The following is a 16,473-nucleotide window of genomic DNA, read 5'->3' as shown; positions in this document are numbered from 1 at the left end:
CCGTGCTCCTCGGGCTGACAGGCGATGGAACGGCAGGTATAGGGCATTAGCAGGATGGAACAAAACGAAACCATGACCCGTGAAATGTCCACAGCGTCCTTCGGCAGGTCTTTCGGACCGACCGTCTGGGGCGTGCCGGATGGCAGTGTGGCCTTTCTTCTCCGCCAGCGCCTTGCCGAGCATGACGGACCTCTGGTGCATGTTGCGCGCGATGACGCCGCAGTAGCCGCGCTGGCCGACATGCTGGCCTGGCTCATGCCGGAAGTGGAAGTTCTGCGTCTGCCGGCCTGGGACTGCCTGCCTTATGACCGCGTCTCGCCCAATCCAGTTTTGATTGCGGAACGGGCCGGGACGCTGTGCCGTCTGCTGGAGCCCATGAAGGCGCGGCGGATCGTTCTGACGACCGTGCACAGTCTGGTACAGCGCGTGCCCCCGCGCTCGGCGTTCCGGGGACAGTCCATCAGTGTGAAGACGGGCGAGAGCCTCGATCAGGCGATGCTGATCGAACTGCTGATCGCCAACGGCTACACCCGGACCGATACGGTTATGGAGGCGGGCGAGTTCGCGACACGGGGCGGAATCTTCGACCTGTTCCCGGCTGGGGAAAGCGACCCGATCCGGCTGGACCTGTTCGGGGACGAGGTCGAGAACATCCGCGCGTTTGATGTCGGCACGCAGCGCTCCACCGAAACCCTGAAGCGCTTCGAACTGCGCCCCGTGTCCGAATTCTCGCTGGGCCCGGATAGCATCAGCCGCTTCCGGACAGGCTGGCGCGATTCGTTCGGTCCGGCTGCGACATCCGATACGATCTACGAGAACGTCTCCGACGGACGGCGTTACCCGGGTCTGGAGCATTACCTGCCGCTGTTCCATGACGGTGACGGGCACCAGATGGAAACGCTGCTGGATTATCTGCCGGGTGGTGCGGTCAGCTTCGATCATCATGCGCCGGAAATCCTCAAGGCACGGTTGGACATGATCGCCGATCATTATCAGGCCCGCCGTGTACCGACCCGCGAGGGCGAAATCCCGTACCGTCCGCTGCCGCCGCACCGGCTGTATCTAGATGCTCACGGCTGGGAGTCGATGCTGGCGGATGTGCCCTCCGTCATTCTCAATGCATTTGCCATGCCGGATACGGCGCAGGGCGTGGACGCAGGCTATCGCCCCGGACCGCTGTTCGCGCGCGCCAAGGACGGAAGCCGGGCCGGGATGTTCGAAGCCTTCGGGCAGCAGGTGAAAACCTGGGCCGAGGCAGGACGCAGGACCTATGTCACGGCCTGGAGCCGTGGTTCACGGGAGCGGATTTCGCACCTTCTGGCCGAGCATGGTGTCACGGCGACGTCCTATGAGGACTGGCCGGATGCAGCGGGAATGCCGAAGGGCACGACCGGCCTGCTGACACTGGGTCTGGAGCGCGGGTTTGTTTCGGACCGTCTGTGTTTCGTCTCCGAGCAGGATCTGCTGGGCGAGCGGATCTCCCGGCCGCCGCGCCGTCGCAAGCGTGGCGAACAGTTCATCTCACAGGTGGGCGAGATCGCGGAAGGGGATCTGGTCGTTCATTCCGATTACGGGATCGGGCGCTATGTCGGGCTTGAGACGGTTGTCGAAGGCCGGGTTGCGCATGATTACCTGTCGATCCTCTATGACGGGGAACAGCGCCTTCTCCTGCCGGTCGAGAATATCGAACTTCTGAGCCGGTTCGGCTCGGAACAGGCCGGGGTTCAGCTCGACAAGCTGGGCGGCACGGCATGGCAGGCGCGTAAAGCCAAGATGAAGTCGCGCATCCGCGTCATGGCGGGTGAACTGATCAAGACGGCCGCAGCCCGTGCGCTCAAGGATGCGCCGACGCTCGCACCGGCTGAAGGGCTGTGGGACGAGTTCTGTGCGCGCTTCCCGTTCGTGGAGACGGAAGATCAGTCGCGCGCGATTGCGGACGTGCTGGAAGACATGAGCGCCGGGCGGCCGATGGATCGTCTGGTTTGTGGCGATGTGGGCTTCGGCAAGACGGAAGTGGCGCTGCGGGCGGCGTTCGTGGCCGCACTTTCGGGAATGCAGGTCGCGGTCGTGGTGCCGACGACGCTGCTGGCCCGTCAGCACTTCCGGAGTTTCTCGACGCGCTTTGAGGGCTTCCCGGTTAACGTTGCGCAGCTCTCACGCCTGATCACGCCCAAGGAAGCCACGAAGGTCCGCGAGGGCATGGCGGACGGCACGGTGGATATTATGGTCGGCACCCATGCGCTGCTGGCCAAGACCGTGTCTTTTGAACGTCTGGGCCTGCTGATCATCGACGAGGAGCAGCATTTCGGGGTGGCACATAAGGAACGTCTGAAGGCGCTGCGTGAGGACGTTCATGTCCTGACCCTGTCAGCCACGCCGCTGCCCAGAACGCTTCAGCTTTCGCTGTCCGGCGTCCGCGAAATGAGCCTGATCGCGACCCCGCCGACGGACCGTCTGGCAGTGCGCACATTCATCACGCCGTTCGACAGCGTCATGATCCGCGAGGCCATTCAGCGCGAACGGTTCCGCGGCGGTCAGATTTTCTGCGTCGTGCCGCGTCTCGCGGATATGGATCGAATGGCCGAGCGCCTGACGGAAATCGTACCCGATGCCAAGACCGTTCAGGCCCATGGACGCCTGACACCCACGGAGCTCGAACGTGTCATGACGGAGTTCGCGGACGGAAAATACGACATCCTGCTCTCCACCAATATCGTGGAAAGCGGGCTGGACATGCCGAGTGTGAACACGATCATCATTCACCGTGCGGATATGTTCGGTCTGGGGCAGCTCTACCAGCTTCGTGGACGTGTCGGTCGTGGCAAGCAGCGTGGTTACGCCTATCTGACCTGGCCGCAGACGCGTCCGCTGTCTCCGTCATCGGAAAAGCGGCTTGAGGTCATGCAGACGCTGGATTCACTGGGCGCTGGCTTCACGCTGGCTTCCCATGACCTTGATCTGCGCGGTGCGGGCAACCTGCTGGGCGATGAGCAGTCCGGGCATATCAAGGAAGTCGGAATCGAGCTGTATCAACAGATGCTCGAAGATGCCGTGATTGATATGCGCCGTGAGCGCGGCAAGCGTCAGGATGACGAGGACAGCTGGACCCCGAACATCATTCTCGGCCTGCCGGTCCTGATCCCCGAGGCCTATGTGCCGGATCTGCCGGTGCGTCTGGGGCTGTACCGGCGCATTGCATCGCTGACGAATGAGGCCGAGGTCGAGGCCATGCGCGCCGAGCTGGTGGACCGTTTCGGATCGCTACCGCCGGAAGTGGGCAATCTGCTCGATGTGGTCCTGATCAAGCGTCTGTGCTGCGAGGCTGGCGTAGAGCGTCTGGAGACGGGGCCGAAGGGCATGGTGATCCAGTTCCGCCGCAACCGTTTCCGCAATCCGGCCGCGCTGATCGACTGGGTAACGCGCAAGAAGGAATCGGGCGTGAAAATCCGACCCGATCACAAGCTTGCGGTCATCCGCGAAATGACGAACGCGACCCGCATCGGCTATGCCAAGAAGGTCACGACGGTCCTGTGCAAGATGATCCGCAAGCTTGAGGCGTCGAAATCAGGGGACTGAGAACGGCAGCGGGATGCGGTTGACGGTCACGACACCGCCGCTCAACCCGATGTCCCACAATGTCGCGTCACCGCTCTGACGGCCCATCAGCCTGGCGATCGTCAGGGCGGCCACGACCTTCTTCAGGGCCGTGTCGCGGATCTGGCCAATCAGTGTGTCGACATTCGTGACGCTGACATGCAGGTCTGCGGCCGAAGTGGAGGCTGTTGCGCCGGGTTCGATGCTGCCCTTGCCGTCGATGGCGCTGCTGCCGGAGACAGCATGCAGAGCGTTGATCGTGATCTGCTGGCGTGCGGTATCGAGACCCTGGACCGTGAGGTCTGCTGAAAGCTGCGTGGGCATGAGGGGCTGTTTGGTGTCATGGATGCCCGTGCCCTCGACCTTCAGTCGCAGGTCCGGCGTGGTCTGGACAGCCTGGATTGAAGCCTTACGGATGGTCATGTTGTGGCCGGGGCGGGCCAGCGTGACGTCTGTCCAGGCGGCCTGCGGGGTTCCGCTGCGGATATCGCTGCTGTTGATCGTCAGGCTCTGGTCCTTGCAGGCCGCGCTGATCCCGCCACGGAAGGCGCTGAGTGCGGCATAGGCGGCAACGGCGTTAAAACGCTCCAGGGTGGCGCTTTCAACGTGCCCGGACAGATCGGACAGGTTCACGCCCCGGATGTCGAGCGTGATGTCGGTTCCGGTCAGGGTCGCATGCAGGGTTTTTGCCGTCAGGCCATGTGTGGCGGCCTTCGTGCCGGCAAGGTCGTATGTGAAACAGGATTCCGGCAGACCGGACAGGGTGGAGGCGCTGGCCATAACCGGCATCAGAAGCGCGGCAGTGGCGGCGAGCAGGGACAGGCGAAGGGACATGAGGGGGTTCCGGACTGTGGAGAAGGACAAGAGACGTTAAGACTGTATTAGGGAATGGGGAGATAGAGTGACGGACCTACTCCTTTTTCGGAGAAACGCGCGTGTCTTCCTCAATTTCCGCCATGCCCGCCATTCCGCAGTATGTCTCCATCATCAAGGATGAAGACTCTTCGGCGAACAAGTGGGAAAAAACAAGCGTCTCCGCCCAGCAGGCCGTCACGGCCTTCCAGAAGGATGCGGCTTCGATCAAGACGCCGGAGCAGCTTCTGAAAAACTACAAGGCCCTCACGGTGGTGCTCGGGGCCTATGGAATGTCCTCGGTCATTGGTCAGACGGCGGTCATCAAGGATCTCATGACGCAGGATCCGACCTCGTCCAAATCCCTGGCCCAGACCAGCGGAAATTCAGCCTGGAAGGCGTTTGCGAATGCCTTTTCCGACTGGTCGACCTCGCCCCTGTCGTCTTCTGACACCGTGCAGAGCATCACGCAGAGTTACCTGACCAACAGTTACGAAGACAGCCTGCAGACAGAGACGCCCGGTCTGGGGGATGCGCTGTATTTCACCCGGACGGCCACGACGGATATGACTCTTGCCAATGTGATGGCGGATCCGAAGCTCCTGAAAGTGGCTGAGGTTGTCTCCGGTTTTGACACGACACAGTTCGGTGCCCTGGATTATGATCAGCAGGTCCGTCTGCTTGGATCGAAGCTGGATATGTCCAAACTCAGTACGAAACAGGGAATCCAGCAGTTCGCGCAGCAATATCTTGCCCTGCTGCAGATCCACCCCGTTACGAGCACGACACCCGCAAGCATGCTGACCCTCTATGGTGGGAGCGGGTCCAGCACGAGCATTCTTTCCCTCTTTACCGGGAACTCGAGTAGCGACAGCAGTTCGTCACTCTATTCTGCGCTGTTCTGAGCGTTTTTCCTGACGTGACATCGACCGGGCGGCCCTGTATCGCAGACACCTGACGGATTTCAGGTGAAGGGATAATCATGGCCGGACTGGACCCCACCGACTGGCGCGGCATTCGTGACATCGGGCACCGGATGCTGGACGAGGTCTTTGACCGCATGGAGCATGTGGGAGAGGGGCCCGTCTGGAGACCCATGCCATCTTCTGCCCGGCAGGCTCTGAAGGAAGGATTGCCGGAAAAGGGACATTCCCTCGACGATCTGTACGGGCGTTATCTTGATCTGGTCGTGCCTTATGGCGTGGGGAATACCCATCCCGGTTTCATGGGATGGGTGCATGGCGCGGGTACACCGGTCGGGATGCTGGCGGAAATGCTGGCTGGTGGCCTGAATGCGAATTGTGGTGGACGCGATCACGCGCCGATCGAGGTCGAGCGCGAGGTCATCCGCTGGGCCCTGCAGATGGTCGGTATGCCGCAGGACGGCTCGGGCTGTCTGGTAACGGGCTCGTCCATGGCCAACTTCATCAGCGTGATCACGGCAAGCCGGGCACAGGACCTGTCCATCCGGAAGGAAGGTATCGGGGGCCGCAGGCTCGTGGGTTATGCCGCGACGACCGCTCACGGATGTCTGCCGCGGGCGTTTGATCTGGCAGGACTGGGAAGCGAAGCGCTGCGGCGTGTCCCCGTTCTGGCGGATCATCGCATGGATGTCAGTGCCTTGCGGGACATGATCGCAGAGGACCGGAAGGCCGGTTTCGTGCCGTTCATGGTTGCGGGCACGGCCGGAACCGTTGACTGCGGGGCGATTGACGATCTGGTGGCGATCGAGGCGGTCGCTCGTGAGGCCGGGCTCTGGTTCCATGTAGATGCGGCATTCGGGGCACTGGCCTGCCTTTCACCGCGCTTTCAGCAGTTGCTTGCTGGAATCGGGAAAGCAGACAGTCTGGCTTTTGATTTCCATAAATGGGCGCAGGTTCCGTATGACGCGGGCTGCGTGCTGGTGCGCGACAGCCGCAAGCATGCGGCAGCTTTTGCGCAGTCTCTGGATTATCTCGTACGTGAAGAGCGCGGGCTTGCGGCCGGGGCGCCCTGGTTCTGTGACTTCGGGCCGGACCTGTCACGTGGGTTCCGGGCGCTCAAGGTCTGGATGACGCTGGGCCATTACGGGGCCGGGCGCATGGGAGAAATGGTCGAGACATGCTGTGACGTGGCAGCCGATCTGGCCCTGCGCGTGGAGCGGACGAACGGGCTGGTTCTGCTGGCGCCAGTGACGCTGAATATCGTCTGCTTCGGGATCGAGGGTCTTGAAGATGCCGAAGTCTCGGAACTGGTGCAGGATCTGCATGAAAGCGGGATTGCGGCGCCGTCCACGACGAAGATCAACGGTCGGCTGGCAGTGCGGGCGGCGATCGTCAATCACCGGACCACCACCGTCCATACCAACCGGATGCTGGACGCTGTTATTGCGCTGCGCGACGAACGCCTGAAGGCGCGAACAGGGCGCTGAGCTGGGCCATCATGGTTCCGCCGAGGTCTTCGGCGGAGCTTATGGTAACACTGTTGCGATAATAGCGCGTGACGTCATGGCCGATGCCGATGGCCAGCAGCTCGGTCCCGCGATCCGCCTCGATCCGGGCAATTACCTGCCGCAGATGGTCTTCCAGATAGTTGTGCGGATTGGCGGAGAACGTGCTGTCATCGACCGGAGCGCCATCGGAAATCACCATCAGGATATGGCGGTGTTCCGGGCGGCGCCGCAGCCGTTTCCAGGCCCAGAGCAGAGCTTCGCCGTCGATGTTTTCCTTGAGCAGTCCATCGCGCAGCATCAGGCCCAGATTGCGCCGGGCGCGCCGCAGGGGCGTGTCCGCATCTTTGTAGATGATGTGGCGCAGATCGTTCAGGCGGCCTGGTTCAGGAGGACGACCAGCCTTGAGCCAGCGCTCACGGCTCTGGCCACCTTTCCACTGGCGGGTCGTGAACCCGAGAACTTCGACCTTCACGCCGCAGCGTTCGAGCGTGCGGGCCAGAATGTCGCCGCAGATGGCGGCCGTGCCAATCGGACGGCCGCGCATGGAGCCTGAATTGTCGATCAGGAGAGTGACGACCGTGTCGCGGAACTCCGTCTCGCATTCATGTTTGCATGATAGCGGAAGGGTCGGATTGGTCACGACGCGGGACAGGCGCCCGGCGTCGAGAATGCCTTCTTCCTGTTCGAACTCCCAGCGGCGCTGCTGCTGCGCCATGAGGCGGCGTTGCAGCCGGTGCGCAAGGCGTGAGACCAAGCCATGGAGCTGGGACATCTGCTGATCGAGTTTCTGGCGCAGACGGTCCAGTTCGTCGGCGTCACACAGATCGGAGGCGTTCACTTCCTCGTCGAAATCGGTGGTGTACGCCTTGTAGGTATTGGGGGCTTCGGAAGGTCCGGTGTCGGCCTGCTGGTCTGAAGGTCCGGCAGCTTCTTCGGTGCCGTCTTCCGACATCTCAGCGGATTCCGTGGCTTCGCTTTCGCCGGAAAGGCCGGTTTCGCCGCTTTCGGGCTGGTAGCCGTCTTCTTCCTCTTCGGTGGCGGCAGGAGCCTGCTGGTCCTGACCTTCTGCCTCAGGCGCGTCGCTGTCCGTTGTTTCCTCTTCGTCGGACGGCAGATCAGACGGGGCCATCTGCTCTTCGTCCTCGTCGGGGACGGTCGTGAGCTTGCAGGCGCCGAGGAAGCGGGTTGTGGCGCGGGCGAAGGCCGTCTGGTCGCTCTGGGTGCGGGCCATGTCGGCGAGTGCGGCTTTTGCTGCGGGCGTCAGGGACGCGCGCCATTCATCCAGAGCCGCTCCGGCCTGAACAGGCATGGGGTGGCCGCTCATGGCCTCTCGGGCAAGGAGATCCAGCGCGACGGGAGCCGGCATGTCCTCGCGCGTTTTCATCCGGTTGCAACCAAGTTCGGCGCAATGCTGGGCGACGCGCTGTTCCAGATTGGCGCGCACGCCAGCCATGTGGCGTGAGCCGTAGACCTCGCAACGGGCCTGTTCTAGCGCATCGAACGCCTGTCGGGCTACGGGTTCAGCCGGTGCGCCTGACTCTTTTTGGGCATGATACCGCATCCGCAGGGCTGCGGAATCCGCGGCACCCCGGACCTTGCGGATTTCCCAGTCGTGCATGTGGCGCGATACATAGGGCAGTTCCACAGTGCCGGCATCTGTCGCATTCTGACGGCTTCCGTTGACGGCACCCTGAAAATCCACGCCCTGCTCCGGCGCGCCGCCCATGGCGCGCAGGGTGGCGATGGTGGCCTGACGGAAGCGTTCCTGCCGTTCTTCGTCGGTGAGGGAAGTCTTGGGAGCAGACAAGGGATCAGGCCAGCGGTGAGGCGTTGAAGCAGCGCTGGTAGTATTCAGCCACGATTCCGCGCTCGGCCTCATCGCATTTGTTGAGGAAGGTGAGGCGGAAAGAGAATGCCACGTCGTTGAAGATGCGGTTGTTCTCGGCCCAGGCGATGACGGCGCGCGGGGACATGACCGTGGAGATGTCGCCGGCCATGAAGCCGGACCGCGTGAGGTTCGCCAGCGCGACCATGCGCTCGACCAGCGTCGTGGCATCCTTGTCTTCTGCGGGGATCTTCAGCTTGGACGTGACAATGCCAACTTCCTGCTCCAGCGGCAGGTAGTTCAGGGTGGCGACGATGTTCCAGCGGTCCATCTGCCCCTGATTGATCTGCTGGGTGCCATGATACAGGCCGGTCGTGTCGCCCAGACCCACCGTGTTAGCTGTGGCGAACAGGCGGAAAGCGGGGTTCGGGCGGATAACGCGGTTCTGGTCCAGAAGCGTTAGATGCCCTTCGGCTTCCAGCACGCGCTGGATAACGAACATCACGTCCGGGCGGCCTGCATCGTATTCGTCGAAGATCAGGGCGCAGGGATGCTGGAGGCACCAGGGCAGCAGGCCTTCGCGGAATTCCGTGATCTGCTTGCCGTCCTTGAGGACGATCGCGTCCTTGCCGATCAGGTCGATCCGCGACACATGGCTGTCGAGATTGATCCGGACGCAGGGCCAGTTCAGGCGCGCGGCGATCTGCTCGATATGGGAGGACTTGCCGGTACCGTGGAAGCCCTGGACCATGACGCGCCGGTTGAAGGCGAATCCCGCGAGAATGGCGCGGGTGGTGTCCTCGTCGAACTTGTAGGACGGGTCGATGTCGGGGACATGTTCCGTGCGCACGGAATAGGCCGGAACCTGCATGTCCGTGCGGATGCCGAAGACTTCTGCCGAGGAGACCATGAGATCGGGAGCGCCGAGAACGCTGGTCGGGACCGCGGCATTTTCAGCGGTGGTCACGGCTTCCGGGGTGTCAATCGTCGCGAAATCACTCATGGGACTCTTGGGCTTTCTCTGGCTCTTGGATCAGGACGTTCTGGAGAAGATGGAGCCTCGGCGTCCTGTGTTCCAGTCTAAAAATTCAGGAAACGAAATCATCCTGCCGGGTGAAATGGACTTTCAGAACGGCATAGGCCGAGCCGATGGCTTTGAAACGCTCTTCGGATTTCGTATCGCCGATATTGGCATCGGGATGATGCTGGCGGGCGAGGACCCGGTAGCGGGTTTTCACGTCATCGAAAGAGACGGGCCATGTCAGGTCCAGGGTCGCAAGGGGCTGGCGCAGCGGCTCGGGGATTCCGGCGGCCTGGGCAGACGCGCGCTGGCGGGCCGCATCTTTCGCCCGCTCGGCCCGGCTGTGGCGGGTCGCGCCAAGAATGTCGAGCGGGTCGAGAATGTCATCCTCGTTGAACTCGGCCTTGTTGGCTGTTCCGGTGCCGAGCTTCCAGGACGGACGCTGCCATGAGACGTCAGCCCGCAGATGCGCTTCGATCTGGCCCGGCGTCATGCCGCGATAGAAGTCCCAGCGGGAATTATATTCGCGGACATGTTCAAGGCAGAACCAGAAATACGAGCGCAGGGCATCACGCCCGCGCGGCGCACGGTAGCCCGCAGGTTCGTTGCAGCCCGGATGGTCGCAGACCTGTTCCGGCGCGTCAGGATCGGGATCGAAGGCCCGGTGTCTGGTGGATTTGCGCTGCATGGTGTCTGATATGGGCAATCACAGCCGCACGATGCAAGCGGCCATTCCTCCAGCCGGACGATTTTCATCATGTCTGAAACAGCTTCATGCTCTTCCGCGCCGCACTCCACCCGACGGGAACGGATCGAGGCGATCCTTCGACAGGAACTGTCGCCCACGACGCTCGAGATCCAGGATGACAGTGCCCGTCATGCTCATCATGCCGGGGCGAAAGCTCTTGGGGGCGGTGGGGAGACGCATTTCAATGTCGCCATCACCAGTGCGCGGTTTGACGGACTGAACCGGGTGGCGCGCCATCGGCTGGTCAATGGTCTGCTGTCTGAGGAGTTCAGCTCCGGACTGCATGCGCTGTCCCTGGTTCTGCATGGAGAGAAAACCCCATGAAACGTGCTCTGCTGGCACTCCTTCTGCTGTCAGGCTGTGCGACGGGTGGCTATGGCCACCTGCCTGCGGCCGAGCAGGACGACGTGCATCGTATCGAGGCCTATCTGAACGGTGTTCAGGGGCTGCAGGCCGCCTTCCTGCAACATGGGCCGGATGCGGGGGAGAGCGCAGGACGTTTTTCCTACATTCCAGGGCATCTGAGGCTGGATTATGTGGCGCCGCATCCGATGGAACTCGTCGCGGGTGACGGGCACCTTGTGCTCGATGATCGGGCAATGGGCGCCGTCACGCATCTGTCGCTGCGGCACAATCCGCTCGGCCTGCTGCTGAAATATCCGATCCGGTTCGACGGCGACGTGCAGGTTACGGATGTGCGGCATGGGGACGGATCGCTGCAGATTTCAGTCGCGCAGGCGGATAATCCGTCCCAGGGGCTGCTGACGATCCAGTTTTCGGACGTGAACGGTCAGCTCGGTTTGATCGGGTTGCAGGGCGTGGATGCCCGACAGCATCATTTCGGGGTGGAGCTTTCCGCTGTGCAGCAGGGCGTGGCAATCGCCCCGTCCGTCTTTACGCCGCCCGCGGGATAGAGCCGAACCGTCCTGGCCATGCGGCGGCGAGGGCGTCATCGAGATCCGTCATCGTCAGGCTGCTGTCGAATCGCTGGAGACTGGTGACGCCGAACTCGCGGATGCCGCAGGGCACGATTCCATCGAAATCGGTCAGATCGGGACTGACATTGATCGAAACGCCATGCCAACTGACCCAGCGGCTGACGCGGATGCCCAGCGCCCCGATCTTGGCTTCCAGGCCCGTGAGGGGATCGATCGTCCAGACGCCGATCCGGCCCTCGCGGGTAAAGGCTGTGATGCCGAGCCGGGCAAGGGCATCTGTCATCCACCCTTCCAGCCCTGCGACAAAAGCGCGCAGGTCGCGGGGCGGGACGGTGCCGTTCGGCTTCGTCAGATCCATCATGACATAACCCAGCCTCTGGCCCGGTCCATGATAGGTCCACTGTCCTCCGCGCCCGGCAGCATAGGTCGGGTAGCCATGGGGATTGTAGAGATCGGCATCCTTCGCCGATGTGCCTGCCGTAAAGACGGGGGGATGCTCGACCAGCCATACCAGTGGGGTGGCCGCACCTTCATGGATGGCGCGTGCGCGCCCTTCCATGAGGGCCAGAGCATCCGGATAGGGTGTCAGTCCCGGAGAGGACTTCCACAAAATTTCTTCACAAATCTCATTTCGGGTCATTGCCCTCGTTTTCGGCATCCGCTATAGCCCCTTCCACACCGGACGGTCATGCACGAAGCAAGGCCGTTTGTCACGGGGCGGCCGTGGCGGAATGGTAGACGCGCAAGCTTGAGGTGCTTGTGGGGGCAACCCCGTGGAAGTTCGAGTCTTCTCGGCCGCACCACTGACATTCAGATGTCGGTGTATCCCAGTAAAAATCACACATCATGAAAATAAACCCCGCAGGGGACTGATGCGTTTCCTTGCTGTTCTCCGGTCTGTGCCATTTTGTTGCCAGACTGCTGAGACAGGGTTATTCCTTATTGCGTCCTTGAGAGCGTCTGGACTTCCGGTTCGGCGGTCGGGCGTCATTTTCGGCTGATGTGTGAGGTTTCGTGATCAAGCCACTGAAAAAAGCTGTCCTTCCTGTTGCCGGTCTCGGAACGCGGTTCCTGCCTGCGACCAAGGCCATGCCGAAGGAGATGCTTCCTGTCGTCGATAAGCCGCTGATCCAGTACGCGATCGATGAAGCCCGCGAAGCCGGGATCGAAGAATTCTGTCTGGTGACCGGTCGTGGCAAAGACAGCCTGATCGATTATTTCGACATTGCCTATGAACTTGAAGCAACGCTCAAGGAGCGCGGCAAGAAGAGCGCACTTGAAGCGCTTGCACCCAGCAGTGTGCAGGCAGGTTCCCTCGTGGCTGTGCGACAGCAGGAGCCGCTGGGACTGGGTCATGCGATCTGGTGTGCGCGCTCGTTCATCGGAGATGATCCGTTCGCCATTCTGCTGCCGGACGACATCGTCAAGGGACGCAGCTGCATTGGTCAGCTAGTCGAGGCCTACAACCAGACCGGCGGCAACGTCGTGGCAGTCACGGAAGTTCCGCCCGAGCATACGAACCGTTACGGCATCCTTGACGTCGGCAGTGATGACGGCAAGCTGGTTGAGGTCAAGGGACTGGTCGAAAAGCCGGCTCCGGAAGATGCCCCTTCGAACCTGTCCATTATCGGCCGTTACGTGCTGACGCCGGACGTCATGAAGTATCTGGCGAAGCTGGAGCGTGGCGCGGGCAATGAAGTTCAGCTGACGGATGCGATGGCCAAGACGATCGGTGAAGTGCCGTTCCATGGTCTGCGCAACGAAGGCACGCGCTACGACTGCGGCGATAAGGCCGGATTCCTCGAAGCCCAGATCGCTTTCTCGATCGATCGCGAGGATCTTGGTGCGTCCGTGAAGGCCTTCCTCAAGAAGTACAAGCAGTATGTGGATGCGCCCTGATGCCATTCCGGCATGATTTTGATCCGACGAGCCTGCGGGAATATGATATTCGCGGGATCGTCGGAAAGACGCTGCATCCGGCCGACGCCTTCGCCATAGGTCGCACATTCGCGAGCATGGTGATCCGCGCTGGCGGGAAGAGGATTGTGGTCGGGTATGACGGCCGTCTGTCTTCGCCGGCGCTGGAAGAGGCGCTGGTCCGGGGCGCCGTCGAATCCGGAGCGGACGTGACGCGGATCGGATGTGGGCCGACGCCCATGCTCTATTTCGCCTCCGTGGCGGATGACGCTGATGGTGCGGTCATGGTCACGGGGAGCCATAATCCACCTGATTACAACGGCTTCAAGATGATGATGGGCGGCAAGCCGTTTTACGGCGACCAGATTCGCGAACTAGGTCGTCTGTCCGCATCCGGCGATGTTCTTCCTGCGACGAATGGGACTGCGGTCAGGGTTGATATTTCCGACCGATATATTGACCGGCTTGTCCAGGATTACGATGGGATCCGGCCACTGCGGGTCGTCTGGGACAATGGTAATTCCGCAGCCGGCGCCGTGCTTAACCGTCTGGTCGAGCGTCTTCCGGGCGAGCATACGGTTTTGTTCGGAGAGATCGACGGGCATTTCCCGAACCATCATCCCGATCCGACGGTCGAGAAAAATCTTCAGGACCTGATCCGCGTTGTGGACGAAAAGCAGGCGGATCTGGGGATTGCCTTTGATGGTGACGCGGACCGGATCGGTATTGTCGACAATCGCGGCCAGATCTTCTGGGGCGACCAGATGCTGGTTCTGCTGGCGCAGGATGTTCTGAGCCGTCACCCGGGTGCCACGATCATCGCGGATGTGAAAGCCAGCCAGATCCTGTTCGACGAGATCGCAAAGGCCGGTGGGCAGCCGCTGATGTGGAAGACAGGCCATTCGCTCATCAAGACCAAGATGGCTGAAACCGGCTCTCCGCTGGCCGGTGAGATGTCCGGGCATATCTTCTTTGCCGACAAGTGGTACGGTTTTGACGATGCGCTTTATGCTGCCGTGCGGGTTCTGGGGATTGTCTCGCGTCTGCCAGGGCCGCTTTCGGATTTCCGCGACAGCCTGCCGGTGACGGTTACGACGCCGGAGTTGCGCTTCAACTGTGATGACAAACGCAAGTTCGAGGTCATCACGGAAGTGGCCGAACGTCTGCGGAAAGAGGGTGCGGACGTGTCCGAAATTGACGGTGTTCGCGTCAATACGCCCGATGGCTGGTGGCTGCTTCGGGCTTCCAACACACAGGCCGTTCTGGTGGCCCGGGCCGAGGCGCGTGACGACGCTGGGCTTGACCGTCTGAAGGCGGCGTTGGCTGCACAGCTTGAGGCCTCCGGTCTCGAGGCGCCTGATTTCTCCGGCGAGAATGCAGGGCACTGACATGGAACGGGTTCCGGTCTTCTGGCAGGTCTGTCAGTGACCGGGCCCTTTCAGTCCTTTCTTGAGCCGGGGCAAATTGTCCAGCACCCCGATCATCCTGAATGGGGCTGGGGCCAGGTCCAGTCGGCTGTGGGAGAGCGGGTGACCGTCAATTTCCAGCATCAGGGCAAGGTCCTGATCGACGCATCCCGAATCACGCTCAAACTGGTACCGCGCACAGGGTGAAACGGCTTCTGACCCGCAGCGCGCGCGTTGTTCTGGATACGCTTCTGCCTCCGACCTGTGCGGCCTGCGGGACGGAAGTCATGACGGAAGGCGCGTTCTGCGGCACATGTTTCCAGGCTGCTCACCGGATTGTTTCTCCCAGTTGTCACCGATGCGGTGTTCCACTGGAAAACGAGGGCCTGGGCGGTACTCAGAACTGCTGTGCGGCTTGTCAGGCCCATCCGCCGGTCTGGCGTTCGGCGCGGGCGGCTTTCGTTTACGACGCATGGTCGCGACGCTTGATCCTGCCACTGAAATATTCCGATCATACTGAAAATGCTGCCGTTCTGGGCCGCCAGATGACATCGGTCGCTGAAGACATGCTGGGGAACGTCACACTTGTCGTGCCCGTTCCGCTGTATCGTACGCGTTTGTGGAAACGGCGTTACAATCAGGCTGCCCTGATGGCTCAGGGCGTTTCACGGCTTGCGGGTCTGCCCTGTGTGGTGGATGCTCTTCAGCGTATCCGCTCCACGCGCGCGCTGGCCCGTCTGTCTGCCGGGGAGCGCGAGCGCGAGATGGAACATGTGGTTCGGGTGAGAAAAGGACGCGGGGCACGGATAGAGGGGCAGGCCGTCCTGCTCGTGGATGACGTGCTGACGACAGGGTCCACGGCATCGGCCTGCACGACGGCACTGATGAAGGCCGGTGCGGCGAGCGTGGATATTTTGGTTGCAGCGCGGACCGGGAGAGTGGATGAACAGAACCCGCGCTTTGTCCAGGAATGAGGATCCTATGTCGAAAGTCGAGATTTATACCCAGCCTGGATGTCCTTACTGCGTGCATGCCGTCAGCCTGCTGCGCTCCAAGGGGATAGAGTTTCAGGAAATCAACGCGCCTCACGGATCGGCGGAGCGGGAGGAGTCCATCCGCCGATCCGGCAGGCGCACCGTGCCGCAGACATTTGTGGACGGTAAGGGTCTGGGGGGCTGCGATGATCTGATGGCGCTTGATCGTGCGGGGCGCCTTGATGCCCTGCTGGGCAAGGTCTGAATGCGGGGAGCAGGCTTTTTCGCGGCTGTCCTGCTGGCTGTGTCATCACTTTCCTGTGTCCCGGCACAGGCACAGACATCCGCTCCAACAGGAGCGGCGCCTTCGGATATTCCTGAAGAAGGGCTGTGGCTGTCCGAGGAGCATGACGGTCTGTTTTCCATTGAGCCCTGTGGCCACATGCTCTGCGGACAGCTGATTGGCATGGCTTATGACGGGGCTGTTCCAAAGGATGTCTGGGGGCGGTCGCAGTGCGGAATCCGCATGCTGACAGACTTTGTCCCAATCGAGGACCGCAAGTGGCAGGGTCATATTCTTGATCCGCGGACCGGACGGGTCTATCAGGCGCGGATATGGGTGTCTGAACCCAATGTCCTGAAACTGCGCGGATTCGTTCTGGGAATGCCCCTTCTGGGAGAGACCCAGACCTGGACCCGCTATGCCGGTCCACCTGTGGGGCCGCAATGCAAACTGCCGAAGGACGCCCACTGAACCGGTGGCCGGG

The 16,473-nt window shown here is 61.8% G+C and carries 16 protein-coding genes and 1 tRNA gene; 12 read left to right on the top strand and 5 right to left on the bottom strand.

Annotated elements, in window-relative coordinates; genetic code table 11:
- Nucleotides 1-54: 54 nt before the first annotated feature.
- Nucleotides 55-3,576 (top strand): transcription-repair coupling factor, encoded by a 3,522-nt coding sequence (gene mfd / locus HKD31_RS08395; protein WP_194264589.1) that lies wholly within the window; start codon nucleotides 55-57, stop codon nucleotides 3,574-3,576.
- On the opposite strand, the gene HKD31_RS08390 is transcribed toward mfd, so the two are convergent.
- On the bottom strand, nucleotides 3,565-4,428 hold the full coding sequence (locus tag HKD31_RS08390; protein WP_194264590.1) for a DUF2125 domain-containing protein: 864 nt from the start codon (nucleotides 4,426-4,428) through the stop codon (nucleotides 3,565-3,567). The genes mfd and HKD31_RS08390 overlap by 12 nt on opposite strands.
- 101 nt (nucleotides 4,429-4,529) lie before the next feature.
- On the opposite strand from HKD31_RS08390, the gene HKD31_RS08385 reads away from it, so the two are divergent.
- Together HKD31_RS08385 and HKD31_RS08380 are read left to right on the top strand one after the other, a co-directional pair.
- Entirely contained in the window at nucleotides 4,530-5,351 is an 822-nt protein-coding gene (locus HKD31_RS08385; RefSeq protein ID WP_194264591.1) for a DUF1217 domain-containing protein, read from the top strand.
- Between the two features lie 77 nt (nucleotides 5,352-5,428).
- Nucleotides 5,429-6,856 carry a pyridoxal phosphate-dependent decarboxylase family protein gene (locus HKD31_RS08380; RefSeq protein WP_194264592.1) on the top strand — a complete coding sequence of 476 codons (1,428 nt, stop codon included), beginning with the start codon at nucleotides 5,429-5,431 and terminating at the stop codon, nucleotides 6,854-6,856.
- Here the strand turns inward: HKD31_RS08380 and HKD31_RS08375 are convergent.
- The 3 genes from HKD31_RS08375 to HKD31_RS08365 form a co-directional block, all read right to left on the bottom strand.
- Nucleotides 6,810-8,684 (bottom strand): cobaltochelatase CobT-related protein, encoded by a 1,875-nt coding sequence (locus HKD31_RS08375; RefSeq protein WP_194264593.1) that lies wholly within the window; start codon nucleotides 8,682-8,684, stop codon nucleotides 6,810-6,812. The two genes, HKD31_RS08380 and HKD31_RS08375, sit on opposite strands and share 47 nt — an antisense overlap.
- 4 nt (nucleotides 8,685-8,688) lie before the next feature.
- The gene (cobS, locus tag HKD31_RS08370; RefSeq protein WP_011251651.1) at nucleotides 8,689-9,705 is read right to left on the bottom strand and encodes a cobaltochelatase subunit CobS; all 1,017 of its coding nucleotides are present in this window, start codon (nucleotides 9,703-9,705) and stop codon (nucleotides 8,689-8,691) included.
- Nucleotides 9,706-9,790: 85 nt separating this feature from the next.
- Nucleotides 9,791-10,411 carry a DnaJ domain-containing protein gene (locus tag HKD31_RS08365; protein ID WP_194264595.1) on the bottom strand — a complete coding sequence of 207 codons (621 nt, stop codon included), beginning with the start codon at nucleotides 10,409-10,411 and terminating at the stop codon, nucleotides 9,791-9,793.
- Between the two features lie 69 nt (nucleotides 10,412-10,480).
- On the opposite strand from HKD31_RS08365, the gene HKD31_RS08360 reads away from it, so the two are divergent.
- Nucleotides 10,481-10,795: a BolA family protein gene (locus tag HKD31_RS08360; protein WP_062498078.1), complete on the top strand. Its 315-nt coding sequence runs from the start codon at nucleotides 10,481-10,483 to the stop codon at nucleotides 10,793-10,795.
- Nucleotides 10,792-11,385 carry a LolA family protein gene (locus HKD31_RS08355; RefSeq protein WP_194264596.1) on the top strand — a complete coding sequence of 198 codons (594 nt, stop codon included), beginning with the start codon at nucleotides 10,792-10,794 and terminating at the stop codon, nucleotides 11,383-11,385. The genes HKD31_RS08360 and HKD31_RS08355 overlap by 4 nt, the downstream gene beginning before the upstream one ends.
- On the opposite strand, the gene lipB is transcribed toward HKD31_RS08355, so the two are convergent.
- Nucleotides 11,366-12,067 carry a lipoyl(octanoyl) transferase LipB gene (gene lipB, locus HKD31_RS08350; RefSeq protein WP_370543907.1) on the bottom strand — a complete coding sequence of 234 codons (702 nt, stop codon included), beginning with the start codon at nucleotides 12,065-12,067 and terminating at the stop codon, nucleotides 11,366-11,368. The two genes, HKD31_RS08355 and lipB, sit on opposite strands and share 20 nt — an antisense overlap.
- 59 nt (nucleotides 12,068-12,126) lie before the next feature.
- On the opposite strand from lipB, the gene HKD31_RS08345 reads away from it, so the two are divergent.
- From HKD31_RS08345 to HKD31_RS08315, 7 genes are all read left to right on the top strand, one after another.
- A tRNA-Leu gene (locus HKD31_RS08345) sits at nucleotides 12,127-12,212 on the top strand.
- Between the two features lie 211 nt (nucleotides 12,213-12,423).
- Entirely contained in the window at nucleotides 12,424-13,308 is an 885-nt protein-coding gene (gene galU, locus HKD31_RS08340) for a UTP--glucose-1-phosphate uridylyltransferase GalU (protein WP_194264598.1), read from the top strand.
- A complete protein-coding gene (pgmG, locus tag HKD31_RS08335) occupies nucleotides 13,308-14,714 on the top strand; it encodes a phosphoglucomutase/phosphomannomutase PgmG (RefSeq protein WP_194264599.1) in 1,407 nt (468 codons plus the stop codon). Before galU ends, pgmG begins: the two co-directional genes overlap by 1 nt.
- A 30-nt stretch (nucleotides 14,715-14,744) precedes the next feature.
- Entirely contained in the window at nucleotides 14,745-14,939 is a 195-nt protein-coding gene (locus tag HKD31_RS08330) for a DUF3553 domain-containing protein (RefSeq protein WP_062457079.1), read from the top strand.
- Nucleotides 14,936-15,706 carry a ComF family protein gene (locus tag HKD31_RS08325; RefSeq protein WP_338085557.1) on the top strand — a complete coding sequence of 257 codons (771 nt, stop codon included), beginning with the start codon at nucleotides 14,936-14,938 and terminating at the stop codon, nucleotides 15,704-15,706. Before HKD31_RS08330 ends, HKD31_RS08325 begins: the two co-directional genes overlap by 4 nt.
- 7 nt (nucleotides 15,707-15,713) lie before the next feature.
- Nucleotides 15,714-15,971: a glutaredoxin 3 gene (gene grxC, locus HKD31_RS08320; RefSeq protein WP_011251643.1), complete on the top strand. Its 258-nt coding sequence runs from the start codon at nucleotides 15,714-15,716 to the stop codon at nucleotides 15,969-15,971.
- The gene (locus tag HKD31_RS08315; RefSeq protein WP_062498069.1) at nucleotides 15,972-16,460 is read left to right on the top strand and encodes a DUF2147 domain-containing protein; all 489 of its coding nucleotides are present in this window, start codon (nucleotides 15,972-15,974) and stop codon (nucleotides 16,458-16,460) included. It begins immediately after the preceding gene.
- Nucleotides 16,461-16,473 lie beyond the last annotated feature (13 nt).

The sequence above is a fragment of the Gluconobacter potus genome (genome assembly GCF_015244705.1).
In the GTDB taxonomy this organism is placed as follows: domain Bacteria; phylum Pseudomonadota; class Alphaproteobacteria; order Acetobacterales; family Acetobacteraceae; genus Gluconobacter; species Gluconobacter potus.
The sequence above is the reverse complement of the archived record's forward strand: the minus strand, read 5'-3'. Positions and strand labels throughout refer to the sequence as shown.